Genomic DNA, 13,059 nt, shown 5'->3' on the forward strand with positions numbered 1-13,059 from the left:
TCAGGGGAGAGACAAGATGAACGCGCCCACCGGACGCCTGTCCGAACGATTGACGCTGCCGCAGCCCTATCTGCTGTTCCTCGGCGACACCACGGAGGCGAGCTTTGCGAAGACCGCCTTCGGGCTCGCCGACTGGGCGGCGGACCGCTGCGTCGGCGAATTTTCGGCCGCCGGCTGCACCGTCACCACCGGCCTGCCGCGGCTCGACCCCGCGGCGGCCAGGGCTGCGGGCGCGCGGTCGCTGGTGATCGGCGTCGCCAACCAGGGCGGGGTCATCGGCGAAAGCTGGGTCGCGATCCTGGTCGAGGCGATGGAGGCGGGGCTCGACATCATCGCCGGGCTGCATACGCGGCTGACGAGCGTTCCCGCGCTGGTCGAGGCGGCGCGTCGCACCGGCCAGCGGCTGATCGATGTGCGTACGCCGCCCGCCGACATCCCGGTCGGCAACGGGCGCAAGCGGACGGGCCAGCGCCTGCTCACCGTCGGTACCGACTGCGCGCTCGGCAAGAAATATACCGCGCTCGCGCTGCACCGCGCCTTTGCAGAGCGCGGGATCGATGCCGATTTCCGCGCGACCGGCCAGACCGGCATCATGATCGCGGGCGGCGGTATCCCGATGGACGCGGTGGTGTCGGACTTCGAAGCCGGGGCGGCCGAAATCCTGAGTCCCGATGCGCCCGCCGATCATTGGGATATCATCGAAGGGCAGGGATCGATCTTCAACCCCGCCTATGCCGCGGTGTCGCTTGGCCTGCTCCATGGCAGCCAGCCCGATGTGTTCGTCGTGTGTCACGACCCGTCGCGCAAGGTGATCCTGGGCATGGAAAGCTTTGCGCTGCCGACGGTCGAGGAGGTCATCGACCTGACGATCCGCCTCGGCAGCCGTACCAATCCCGCGATCCGCTGCGGCGGGGTGAGCCTCAACACCTCGAGCCTCGGCGCGGGTGAGGCCGAGGCGCTGCTCGGCGCCGAAAGCCGGCGGCTCGGGCTGCCGGTCGCCGACCCGATCCGCGGCGGTGCGGCGTTCGCTGCGCTCGTGGACAGCTGCCTCGCATGAGCGTCGCCGAACCAGCCGGAGGATCGAGCTGGTTCCAGCGCTTCCTGCTTCCCGGCTTCGCGCTCAAGGCGGTCATCATCGGCGGCGGTTATGCGACGGGCCGCGAGCTCGCCGAATATTTCGTGCCGGCGGGACCGTGGGGCGGGCTCGCCGCGATGCTGCTTGCGACGTTGGTGTGGAGCGTCGTCGCGGCGGTTACCTTCGCGCTTGCGCGAAAGCTCGGCGCCTATGACTATCGCGCTTTCTTCCAGGGACTTCTCGGCCCCGGCTGGATCGCGTTCGAGATCGCCTATCTGATCTTCGTCATCCTGATCCTCGCGGTGTTCGGCGCCGCGGCGGGGGCGATCGGCGCGGCGACCTTCGGCTGGCCCGAATGGGCGGGGTCGCTGCTGCTCGGCGTGTCGATCACGGCGGTCGTCGCGTGGGGGACCGGCGTGGTCGAGCAGATGTTCAAATATGTCTCGATCCTGCTCTACACCGTTTACGGCCTGTTCCTCGTCATCGCGCTCGCCAGCTTCGGCGATTTGATCGGCGAGGGGTTCGCCAATGCGCCACCGCCGTCGGGCGACTGGATGTCGGGCGGCCTCACTTACGCCAGCTATAATATCGTCGGCGCGGTGGTGATCCTGCCCGTGCTGCGCCACCTGACCAGCCAGCGCGACGCCGTGCTCGCAGGGATCATCGCGGGACCGCTGTCGATGCTGCCCGCGATCCTCTTCTTCGTCGCGATGATGGCTTTCTATCCCGCGATCGGCGCCGAGACGCTGCCGTCCGATTTCCTGCTTCGCCAGATGACGGTGCCGGGCTTTCATGTGCTGTTCCAGGTGATGATCTTCGCCGCGCTGCTCGAAAGCGGGGCGGGGGCGGTGCATGCGATCAACGAGCGCATCTCGGGCGCGATCGAGAGCCGCGGGCGGCCGGCGCTGACCACCGGCGCGCGCGCGGTGATCGGCGCGGTGATCCTCGCGGGCTGCATCTTCGTCGCGGGGCGCATCGGGCTCGTCGACCTGATCGCGAGCGGTTACCGCTTCCTCGCCTGGCTTTTCCTCGGTGTGTTCGTGCTGCCCCTGCTCACCATCGGCGTCTGGCGCCTGCTGCGTCCTGCCCCCCTTACCCCCCCTATTTCTCATACGGAGACCGTGTCATGAAACACGCCCGCTTTTTGGCCCTGTCGCTGCTCGCCACCGCCGCCATGCCGGCGTGGGCCGAGCCGCCCAAGAATCTTGCCGCCGATGTCGAGGCGCTGCGCAAGGAAATCGGCGCGACCGGCGTGTCGATCGCGATCGTCGAGGACGGCAAGACGACGCTGTCGCGTGGCTGGGGCGAGCGCAAGCTCGGCGAAAGCGGGAAGGTCGATAGCCAGACGATCTTCCAGACCGGGTCGACCGGCAAGGCGATGACCGCCGCCGCGCTCGCGATCCTCGTCGACGAAGGCAAGATCGCGTGGGACGATCCGGTGATCAAGCATATGCCATGGTTCCGCATGTATGATCCGTGGGTCACGCGCGAAATCACGATCCGCGACCTGCTCGTCCACCGCAGCGGGCTGGGACTGGGGCAGGGCGACCTGATGTTCGTGCCGCGCACCAATCTGACGCGCAAGCAGACGGTCGAGCATGTCGCCTATCTCAAGCCCAGGACGAGTTTCCGCTCGGCCTATGCCTATGACAATATTCTTTACGCTGTCGCCGGCCAGCTGATCGAGGAAGTGACGGGCAAGACCTGGGAAGTATTCATGCGTGATCGCGTGCTGCGTCCCGGCGGGATGAACAATGCGACGAGCGACAGCGAGGATCGCTTCCGTATCGCCAACCGCAGCTGGCCGCACGCTCGGCTGAACGGGCCGCTGCGCGGGCTCGGCGACCAGCAGGCGCTGAACGAGCGCGACGAGCTGGGGCGCAACGGCGCGCCGGCGGGTGGGCTGGCCTTGAGCGCCGACGACATGGCGGCGTGGCTCAAGATCCAGCTCGCGCATGGCGCGCTACCGAACGGCAAATATCTGTTCAGCGAGGCGCAGGCCGCCGAGATGTGGAAGCCGGTGACGCCGATGCCGATCACCCAGCTTCCCGAGCAGCTCAAGGCCGCGCAGCCGATGCAACAGGCCTATGCGCTCGGCTGGCAGGTGCAGGATTATCGCGGTCACCGCATCATCTCGCACGGCGGCGGGGTGTTCGGGTCGATCACGCGGGTCGTGATGATCCCCGACAAGAATGTCGGCTTCGCGATCATGATGAACAATGAAGAGAGCGGCATGCTGCTCGGGCTGACGTACAAGCTGCTCGACCATTATCTTGAGGCACCCGACGAGGGTTGGACGACGAAATGGCAGGATTGGTACAAGCAGCGGCTCGCCGGGGGCGTCGAATATCTGAAGCAGGCGCAGGCGGCGCCCGCGAAGGTCGGCCCGTCGCTCGACCCCGCGCGCTATGCCGGGCGCTACCGCGATCCCTGGTATGGCGACATCGTCGTCGCCAACGGCGACAAGGGGCTGACGATCGACTTCACCTCGACCCCGCGTATGGTCGGGCGGCTGAAGCATTGGCAGTATGACAGCTTCGTCACCGAATATGACGACCCCGCGATCGAGCCCGCCTATGTGACCTTCGCGCTCGACGCCGACGGCAAGGTCACCGGCGTGACGATGAAGGCGGTGAGCAAGATCGCCGATTTTAGCTGGGACTATCACGACCTCGACCTGAAGCCGGTGGAGGAGAAGAAGTGAGGCGTATCGCGATCCTGCTCGCGGCCACTGCGCTCGCAGGCTGTTCGGGCGGCGGCGACAAGCCGAAAGCGCCCGAAGCGCCGCTGCACAGCCGCATGCTCGTGCTCGACACGCATCTCGACACCCCGCTCCATTTCGAGCGGGCCGGGTGGAATTTCGGCGACCGTCACAGCCTCGCCGACGATATGGCGCAGCTCGACATCCCGCGGATGAAGGACGGCAATCTCGATGGCGGTTTCTTTGCCATCTATACCGATCAGGGCCCGCTCGATGCCAAGGGCTATGCCGATGCGCTGGCCTTTGCGCGAAAGCGATCGGACCTGATCGACAAGACCATCGCGGCGAATGCGGGCACGATCGCGTCGGCGCTGACTGCGGCCGACGCGCTGCGGCTGAACAAGGACGGCAAGCTGATCGCGTTCAAGTCGATCGAGAACAGCTATCCGCTCGGCGAAGACCTGTCGCTGCTCAAGGAATTCCACGACAAGGGTGTCCGCCTCGCGGGGCCGGTGCATTCGAAGGACAATCAGTTCGCCGACAGCGCAACGGGCGAGGGGCGCTGGAAGGGGCTGAGTCCGCTCGGCAAGCAATGGGTGGCCGAGATGAACCGGCTCGGCATCGTCATCGACGCGAGCCATGCGTCGGATGCGGCGTTCGACCAGTTGCTCGCGCTGTCGAAATATCCGATCCTGCTGTCGCACTCGAGCCTGCGCTCGACCTTCGATCACCCGCGCAACCTCGACGAGGGGCGGCTGAAGGCGCTCGCGGCAAAGGGCGGGGCGATGTGCATCTCGACCATCTTCATGTCGCCGATGAACATGTCGCCCGCACGCGCCGCGCTGTTCGGCCAATATGAGCGGATCGGCCAGCTCTCGGCCGCCGACCAGGCCGATCTCAACCGCAAATGGCGCGAACTCGACAAGAGCGAGACGCTGTGGGCCGCCGATTTCGACGCCTATATGAAGATGCTACTGCGCGCGATCGAGGTCGGCGGGGTCGATCATATCTGCTTCGGCGCCGACTGGGACGGCGGCGGCGGGCTGCCGGGGATCGAGGATATTTCGGCGCTGCCCAAGGTCACCGAACGGTTGAAGGCGGCAGGCTATTCGGACGCCGACATCGAAAAGATGTGGAGCGGCAATATCTTGCGCGTGCTGGCGGCGCAGGGGAAATAAGACCTGTTGTCCGGCTGTATTTGCGCATAGCAGGCCCCTCATGACCGCCGCCGTCGATCCCTTTTTCGCCATCTCGATCAGCCGCCTCGCGCATCAGATGAAGGCGGCGGGCGAACCCGTCATCCATATGGAGTTCGGCCAGCCGTCGACCGGCGCGCCCGCCGCCGCGGTGGCGCGCGCGCAGGCGGTGCTGGCCGAGGACGGCATGGGCTATTGGGAGAGTCCGGCGCTCAAGCAGCGGATCGCGCGCTATTACCACGACACGCATGGCGTCGCGGTCGATGCCGAGCAGGTGATCCTGACCTGCGGCGCCTCGCCCGCCTTCGTCCTCGCGCTGACCTGTGCCTTCGCGCCCGGCGCCCGCGTTGCGCTCGCGCGGCCGGGCTATGTCGCCTATCGCAACACGCTTCGCGCCTTGCACATGGTGCCCGTCGAGATCGGCTGCGGCGAGGCCGAGCGTTTTCAGCTGACCGCTGCGGCGGTCGCGGCGCTCGATCCCGCGCCCGACGGGCTGATCGTCGCCAGCCCCGCCAATCCGACCGGGACGGTGATCGAGGCGGCGGAAATGGCCGCGATCGCCGAGGTCTGTCGGCGGCGGAACATCCGCATCATCTCCGACGAAATCTATCACGGCCTCTCCTATGTCGGGCCGGTACCGTCGATGCTGCAGGAGGCGGCGGACGCCTTCATCGTCAACAGCTTCTCCAAATATTACAGCATGGCGGGCTGGCGGCTCGGCTGGCTGGTGGTGCCGCCCGACCAGATCGACGCGGCGCGGGCGCGGATGGGCAATCTGTTCCTGACGCCGCCGAGCCTGGCGCAGCATGCGGGCCTCGTCGCGTTCGACGAAAGAGACGAACTCGAGGGCCATCTCGCCACCTATCGCCGCAACCGCGAACTGCTGCTGGAGCGATTGCCCACGATGGGGCTGCGGCGGATCGCGCCGCCCGACGGCGCCTTCTATATCTATGCCGATATCGGGCACCTGACCGACGACAGCATCGGCTTTTGCCGGCAATTGCTCGTCGACACCGCGGTCGCGACCGCACCGGGCGTCGATTTCGACCCGGTCGACGGATCACGCTTCATGCGATTGAGCTTTGCGGTCTCGACCGCCGAGGTCGAAGAGGCGTGCCGCCGCATGGCCCCCTGGTTCGAGAATTACGCGCAGGCGCCGTAGCGGCATCGGCACCCCAAGAATTTCTATTCCGTATCGGCCCGGCCGCCGCTTGCCTCGCTTTCGCCCGCGTGCAAGGGACAGCCTCGCATAAACCTATGCGGGAGAGATTTGGCGATGCGGTTCGACGTGGTGATCGTGGGGGCAGGGCATGGCGGCGCGCAGGTCGCGGTGGCGCTGCGCACGCAGAAGTTCGAAGGCAGCATCGCGATCATCGGCGACGAGCCCGAACTTCCCTATGAACGCCCGCCGCTGTCGAAGGAATACTTCGCGGGCGAAAAGGAATTCGAACGCATCCAGATCCGCCCCGCCAAATATTGGGACGAGCGCGAGGTGACGATGCTGCTGAACAAGCGCGTCGTTTCGGTCGATCCCGCCGCGCACAATGTCACCACCGATAGCGGCGAAACGATCGGCTATAGCAAGCTCGTCTGGGCGACCGGCGGCTCCCCGCGGATGCTGCCGATCCCGGGCGGGAACCTGCCTGGCGTGCAGGGCGTGCGCACGCGCGCCGATGCCGACGCGATGAAGGCGGCGTCGGAGAGCGCGAAGCAGATCGTCGTCATCGGCGGCGGCTATATCGGGCTCGAGGCCGCGGCGGTGCTGCGCAAGGCGGGCAAGCCCGTCATCCTGCTCGAAGCGCTCGACCGCGTGCTTGCGCGCGTTGCGGGCGAGGAACTGTCGCGCTTTTACGAAAAGGAGCATCGCGACCATGGCGTCGACCTGCGCCTCGGCGTGCAGGTCGCGGCGATCGAGGGCGAGGATCGCGCCACGGGCGTCCGCCTCGGCACCGGTGAGGTCATTCCTGCCGACCTGATCATCGTCGGGATCGGGATCGTTCCGGCGGTCGAACCCCTCGTCGCAGCGGGTGCGCATGGCGGCAATGGCGTGCTCGTCGATCATCATTGCAAGACCAATCTCGCCGACATCTATGCGATCGGCGACTGCGCCGCGCATGAGAATGATTTCGCCGAGGGCGCGGTGATCCGGCTGGAATCGGTGCAAAATGCCAATGACCAGGCCAATGTCGTCGCCAAGGGGATTTGCGGCGACGAGGCGCGCTATCATGCCATCCCCTGGTTCTGGTCGAACCAATATGATTTGAAGCTCCAGACGGCGGGCCTGTCGACCGGTCACGACCAGACGGTGCTGCGCGGCGATGTGGCCAGTCGCAGCTTTTCGGTCGTCTATCTGCGTGGCGGCAAGGTGATCGCGCTCGATTGCGTCAACGCCACCAAGGATTATGTCCAGGGTCGCATGCTGGTGACCGCAGGGCTGGAGGCGACGGCGGAGCAACTGGCCGATGTCGAAACGCCGCTGAAGAGCCTGCTGCCGAGTTGAACGAAGCTTAGGGACCGGGCGGCAGCGCTCCAGCCTCGGGCGCATCGCCCAGTGCTCGCTTCAGCGTCGCCTTGATGTTGCGGAGCAGTCGCCGCAGCGCGATGATCACGATCACCGCCGCGACCAGCAGCAGGATCGCGATGACGATCGCGATCGGCGGATAGGCGATCGCGAGCGCCAGCAGCCCTGTGGTCGCGACATCCTCGCCGGTCGACACCGCGACATTGCTGAACGGTTCGGGGCTGACGTTGACCACCGCGCGGGTCGACGCCTTGGCGCCGTGGCTGAGCAGGGCGCCGCCGCCGCCGAGCAGGAAGGCGATCACCTGCCACGCCGGGTCCGCGCTGTCGACGAGCGCGAGCGCGAGCAGCGCGCCGCCAAGCGGGCGAATGACACTGTGCACCGCGTCCCACGCCGAGTCGATCCAAGCGACCTTGTCGGCGAGGAATTCGGCGATGGTGCCCACCAACGCGACCCCGAGCACCCATGGATTGGCCAGAATCTGAAGCGATTGCAGATGGTCGGGCAGCGGCAGCCAGCCGAAATGCATCGCGATACCGGTGGCGAGGATCGTCAGGTAGAGCCGCCAGCCGGCGAGCAGGCTGAGGCTGCCCGCGACACCCAAGATCTCGACGATGCCCATGGCCAATCTCCCGTCGATGCATCTTGCACGCGCGCCGAAGCATCGGCAATGCCGGATGACAAGCAGGACGGAGAGGATTATCGCCGGTGATAATGAGCGATGCAAACAAACTGCCCGACGGCGCGATTCCCGCGGCCACCCTGGTCATCATGCGGCCTGCGGACGGCGGAGGCCCCGCCGAGATCCTGATGGTCAAGCGCGCGGCCAACATGGCCTTTGCGGCGGGTGCGATGGTCTTTCCCGGCGGGCGGGTCGACCCCGACGATTATCTGGTCGCGCAAGGCCACGGCTATGGTGCGATGGATCCCGACGGTGCGGGACGTGTCGCGGCGCTGCGCGAGACGCTGGAGGAAACCGGACTGGCGGTGGGCTGGCCGGGACTGGCCGAAGAGGATGTCGCGGCGGTGCGGCAGGCGCTGCTTGCCGAGCGGCTGCTCTCGGAGATCTTGGCCGAGCGCGGCGAACGGCTCGAGCTCGACGCGCTGGTGCCGTTTGCGCGCTGGTGCCCCAATTTCAAGGAAGCGCGGACCTTCGACACGCGCTTCTTCGCGGTCGAGGCCCCGGCGCACAGCCATGAATTGACGGTCGAAGAGGCCGAGCACAGCCATATCTTCTGGGCCAGCGCGGCCGAGACGCTGGCCATGGCGGATCGCGGCGAGGTGTCGATCATCTTCCCGACCCGGCGCAACCTCGAAAAGCTCGCGCAGGCTGATGATTTCACCGCGTTTTCGGCCCATGCTGCCGCGCACCCGGTCGAGCTGGTGACCCCATGGATCGAGGACCGCGAGGGGGAGGCGCATCTCTGCATCCCCGGACATCTGGGCTATCCCGTGACCAGCGAGCCTTTCGAACGCGTCAGACGTGGTTAAGCGAACCGGTTCCGCCCGACTTTCCCTCTATTTAGCAAAATCCTAAGAAATGTTGCAGTACGGCAAAACGCCTTGCAATATCTGGCCATGGTGCATAGAAGGTCAGGGCGGAACCGAGTTCGGGGAGTGATTCTCAGGCTCGATTCGAGAAGATCAAAATTCCAGTGGATGGAGAAAACGATGAACTTCCTCAAGAAAGCAGCGATCTCCCTCGCCGCGACTTCGATGATTGCCGCACCGGTTGCCGCTTCGGCCGCGCCCGCCATGTCGTCGGTGTCGTTCAGCGATGTCAGCGCCGTTTCGTCCGTCGACGGGCAGAGCGAGCTGGAAGGCAGCAGCTGGATCATCGCGCTCCTCGCGCTGGCAGCCATCATCGGCGGCATCGTCATTGCCGCTGGCAACAACAGCGACACCCCGACCAGCCCGTAATCGGTTCGGTCCTACCAAGCTTCAAGGGGCTCCGAGTTTCGCTCGGGGCCTTTTGTGCGTCTGGGGAACGGGTGTGCGATCGCGGCGCTATGCCGAATGGGGCTCAAGCCTAATCAGAGCGTAATGCGCCGGTTTGCGCGCGATCGCGCCAGCGGGATCGCCTGGCGCACGCTTTCGGTGGCGCCGGGATCGACCGGGACGACCACCAGCCGGAAGCCGCCGGGCGCGGGATCGCCGGGCATCGCCTCGCCCAATATCTCGCCCCACGGCGCGACCGCCAGGCTGTGGCCATAGGTCGTTCGCCCGTCTTCATGCGTGCCGGCCTGCGCTGCGGCGAGGACATGGCATCCGGTCTCGATCGCGCGCGCGCGCATCAGCACATGCCAATGCGCGGCGCCGGTCGAGGCGGTGAAGGCGGCGGGAATCGCGATCAGCGTCGCGCCGCGATCGACCAGCGCGCGATAGAGTTCCGGGAACCGCAGGTCGTAACAGACGCTAAGGCCCAGCAAGCCGACGGGGGTCTCGACGACCGCCAGCGACTCGCCGCCGGCATAGCTCGACGATTCGCTCCAACTCTCGCCCGAGGGCAGCGACACGTCGAACATATGGATCTTGTCATAGGCCGCGGCGACCGCGCCGTCGGCGGCGATGACATGGCTGCGGTTGACCCGGCGCGAACCGTCGTCGGCAAGGAAGGGCGCCGATCCGCTGTGTATCCATATCCGGTGGTCCCGTGCCATCGCCTGCAGCGCGGGCAGCCAGCCGCTGTCGCGCTCGCGCGCGATATGGGCGCCCGAGCGGGCGCGGTCGCGATCGAGCAGGACCGACATTTCGGGGAAAAAGGCCATGGCGGCGCCGGCTTGGGCCGCAGCGGCGAGCGCGCGGTCCATCACTTGCAGATTGGCGTCGGGGTCGATGCCGCTCGTCATCTCGACAAGCGCGATCATCGGCGGGGCAGGGGCTTCGGTCATGCGCAAGGGCTAGGCAGATGTGGTGAAGAGGGCAAGCATCGCGACAGTTCAGTGGCGAGCAAGGTTCGGACGCGATAAGGTGGGACAATGTCCGATCTCCCCGCGCCGGCCCCGGCCCGCTTCGCCCGTTCCCTGCTGTCCGCCTGCGCCGTGCTGGCGCTGCTCACCGCGCCGCCGCTTGCCTTTGCGCAGGGCGGGACGCCGAGCGCCGAGGTCCAGCCCGACAGCTGGCTGTACGAAGGCAGCGACATCCCGCGCGACACCGCGTGGCAGTTCGGCACCTTGCCCAATGGCGTGCGTTATGCGGTGCGCAACAATGGCGTGCCCCCGGGACAGGTGTCGATCCGCGTGCGCGTGGACGTCGGATCGATGTTCGAAACCGAGCAGGAGCGCGGTTTTGCGCATCTTCTCGAGCATCTGACCTTTCGCGGCTCCGAACATATTCCCGACGGCGAGGCCAAAAGGATATGGCAGCGTTTCGGGGTGAGCTTCGGCAGCGACAGCAACGCCCAGACGACGCCGACGCAGACCGCCTATCAACTCGACCTGCCGAGCGCGACGCCGGCGACGCTCGACGAAAGCATGAAATTGCTCGCTGGCATGGTCCGCGAACCCGGCATATCGGAAGCCGCGGTCGCCGCCGAGCGCGGCGTCGTCCAGTCCGAACTGCGCGAATCGGACGGGCCGCAGAAGCGAATCGCCGACGCGACCAACGCGCATCTGTTCGCCGGCCAGTTGCTCGGCGACCGCTCGCCGATCGGCACCTACGCATCGCTCGCTGCGGCGCGTGCCGATACGGTGAAGGCGTTTCACGATCGCTGGTATCGGCCCGACCGCGCGGTCGTCGTCATTGTCGGCGACGGCGACCCTGCCGAATTCGCGCGCCTGATCGCCAAATATTATGGCGACTGGAAAGCCGGCGGCCCGGCGCCGAAGCAGCCCGATTTCGGCAAGCCCGATCCCAAGGCGCCGGCGGCGCTGTCGATCGTCGAGGCGAACCAGCCGCCGGCGCTGACGCTCGCGATGGTGCGCCCGTGGATCAAGCGGATCGATACGGTCGAGAACACGCGGCGGCTCTATCTCGAATTCCTCGCCATTGCGCTGGTAAACCGGCGGCTCGAAAACCGTGCGCGCGCCGGCGGCAGCTATCTCGTCGCGACCGCCGAGCAGCAGTATGTCAGCCGCAGCGCGGATATCACGCTGGCGCAGATCGTGCCGCTCGGCGACTGGAAGGCGGCGCTCGCCGACGTGCGCGGAGTGATCGCCGATGCGACGCAGAACCCGCCGTCGCAGGCCGACATCGATCGCGAGGCGAACGAGATCCAGGCGTTCCTGGTCAAGGAGTTGCAGAATGCGCGCAACGAACCCGGCGCGCGGCTTGCCGACGACATGGTTCGCGCGGTCGACATCGGCGAGACCGTGACCAGCCCGCAGGGGCAGGTCGACATGTTCGCGGCGATCCGCGCCTCGGCGACGCCGAAGGTGATGCTCGACATCAGCAAGGCGATCTTCTCGGGCCCCGCGACGCGCGTCGTGCTGACCACCCCGACCCCGATCGAGGGCGGCACGCCGGCTTTGCTCGCCGCGCTCAAGGCGCCGGTCACGGCGCGCGACGACCGGCTCGCGGCGAGCGACGTCAATTTCAAGCAGTTGCCGCCGCTTGGCACCCCGACCGCGATCGTCAAGAGCGAGCGGTTGCTCGGGCTTCGCGCCGAGCGCATCGAACTGGGCAATGGCGTCACCGCGCTGGTCTCCGACAATCGGGTCGAGCCGGGCAAGGTGCGCGTCAACGTCCGCTTCGGCACCGGCAACCGCAGCGTCGCCGCGAACGAACCCAACCTGCTGTGGAGCGGCGACTATGCGCTGATCGCCAGCGGTATCGGCCCCTGGGGCCAGAATGAGATCGATGCGCTGACCAACGGGCGCCAGATCCAGCTCAATTTCTCGATCGATGATGACGCATTCGAACTGTCGGCGGAGACGAAGCCCGACGATCTCGACGATCAGTTGCGACTGATCGCGGGCAAGCTGGCGACGCCGCGCTGGGATGCGGCGCCGGTCGAACGGCTGCGCGTCGGTTTCCTCACCGGCTACGACCTCAACGACGCGACCCCCAATGCGGTGCTCGACCGCAATTTGCGCGGCTGGCTGTCGGCCGATGACAAGCGCTGGTCGCCGCCCGACAAGGCGGAGATTGAAGCGCTGACGCCTGCCGCCTTCCGCGCCTTCTGGGAGCCGCGGCTTTCGAGCGGGCCGATCGAGGTGCAGATTTTCGGCGACCTGTCGACGGTCGACTATCGCAAGATATTATCTGAAACGCTGGGCGCGCTCGCGCCGCGCAAGCCGATCCTGCCCGCAGGCGGCCAGCAGGTCGCCTTTGCCAAGCATGTCACGACCCCGGCGCTTGCCTATCATCGCGGCGACAAGGGGCAGGCCGCGGCGATGACCGCCTGGCCGACCAGCGGCGGCATGGCCGCGCCGCGCGACACGCGCACGCTCGAAGTGCTGGCGGCGATCTTCAACGACCGCCTGTTCGACCGCCTGCGCGCCGAGCAGGGGGCGAGCTATGGCCCCGTCGTCGACAGCCACTGGCCTACGGGGTTCGACAGCGGCGGCTACCTGCTCGTCGGCAGCCTGCTCGCGCCCAAGGACATCGACCGTTTCTATGCGATCGC

Annotated in this window: 11 protein-coding genes; 9 read left to right on the forward strand and 2 right to left on the reverse strand. The window is 66.8% G+C overall.

The window, feature by feature from the left end; genetic code table 11:
- Positions 1–16 precede the first annotated feature (16 nt).
- The 6 genes from B1A78_RS06910 to B1A78_RS06935 all read left to right on the forward strand — a co-directional run bounded on the left by B1A78_RS06910 (position 17) and on the right by B1A78_RS06935 (position 7,472).
- Positions 17–1,057, forward strand: coding sequence for a DUF1611 domain-containing protein (locus tag B1A78_RS06910; RefSeq protein ID WP_077146242.1), 1,041 nt, complete (start codon positions 17–19; stop codon positions 1,055–1,057).
- On the forward strand, positions 1,054–2,205 hold the full coding sequence (locus tag B1A78_RS06915) for a hypothetical protein (RefSeq protein ID WP_077146243.1): 1,152 nt from the start codon (positions 1,054–1,056) through the stop codon (positions 2,203–2,205). Before B1A78_RS06910 ends, B1A78_RS06915 begins: the two co-directional genes overlap by 4 nt.
- Positions 2,202–3,779 carry a serine hydrolase gene (locus B1A78_RS06920; protein WP_077146244.1) on the forward strand — a complete coding sequence of 526 codons (1,578 nt, stop codon included), beginning with the start codon at positions 2,202–2,204 and terminating at the stop codon, positions 3,777–3,779. Before B1A78_RS06915 ends, B1A78_RS06920 begins: the two co-directional genes overlap by 4 nt.
- The gene (locus B1A78_RS06925; RefSeq protein ID WP_077146245.1) at positions 3,776–4,954 is read left to right on the forward strand and encodes a dipeptidase; all 1,179 of its coding nucleotides are present in this window, start codon (positions 3,776–3,778) and stop codon (positions 4,952–4,954) included. Before B1A78_RS06920 ends, B1A78_RS06925 begins: the two co-directional genes overlap by 4 nt.
- A gap of 40 nt (positions 4,955–4,994) precedes the next feature.
- Complete coding sequence (locus B1A78_RS06930) at positions 4,995–6,134, forward strand: aminotransferase class I/II-fold pyridoxal phosphate-dependent enzyme (protein WP_077146246.1); 1,140 nt, start codon at positions 4,995–4,997, stop codon at positions 6,132–6,134.
- A gap of 114 nt (positions 6,135–6,248) precedes the next feature.
- Positions 6,249–7,472, forward strand: a complete 1,224-nt coding sequence (locus B1A78_RS06935; RefSeq protein WP_077146247.1) for an NAD(P)/FAD-dependent oxidoreductase — start codon at positions 6,249–6,251, stop codon at positions 7,470–7,472.
- 7 nt (positions 7,473–7,479) lie between these two features.
- Here B1A78_RS06935 and B1A78_RS06940 read toward each other — a convergent pair whose 3' ends face one another.
- Entirely contained in the window at positions 7,480–8,115 is a 636-nt protein-coding gene (locus B1A78_RS06940; RefSeq protein ID WP_077146248.1) for a DUF4126 domain-containing protein, read from the reverse strand.
- 92 nt (positions 8,116–8,207) lie between these two features.
- Here B1A78_RS06940 and B1A78_RS06945 point away from each other — a divergent pair, with 92 nt between their 5' ends.
- Positions 8,208–8,984, forward strand: a complete 777-nt coding sequence (locus tag B1A78_RS06945; RefSeq protein WP_077146249.1) for an NUDIX domain-containing protein — start codon at positions 8,208–8,210, stop codon at positions 8,982–8,984.
- Between the two features lie 180 nt (positions 8,985–9,164).
- Complete coding sequence (locus B1A78_RS06950) at positions 9,165–9,413, forward strand: hypothetical protein (protein WP_077146252.1); 249 nt, start codon at positions 9,165–9,167, stop codon at positions 9,411–9,413.
- A gap of 113 nt (positions 9,414–9,526) precedes the next feature.
- On the opposite strand, the gene B1A78_RS06955 is transcribed toward B1A78_RS06950, so the two are convergent.
- The gene (locus B1A78_RS06955; RefSeq protein ID WP_077146250.1) at positions 9,527–10,384 is read right to left on the reverse strand and encodes a nitrilase-related carbon-nitrogen hydrolase; all 858 of its coding nucleotides are present in this window, start codon (positions 10,382–10,384) and stop codon (positions 9,527–9,529) included.
- An 87-nt stretch (positions 10,385–10,471) separates the two neighbouring features.
- Between B1A78_RS06955 and B1A78_RS06960 the strand changes: the two genes are divergently transcribed.
- Positions 10,472–13,059: pitrilysin family protein (locus B1A78_RS06960; RefSeq protein WP_077146251.1), on the forward strand; the 2,588-nt coding region annotated here is incomplete at its 3' end.

Origin of the sequence: Sphingopyxis sp. KK2, assembly GCF_001990265.1 — a bacterium.
In the GTDB taxonomy this organism is placed as follows: domain Bacteria; phylum Pseudomonadota; class Alphaproteobacteria; order Sphingomonadales; family Sphingomonadaceae; genus Sphingopyxis.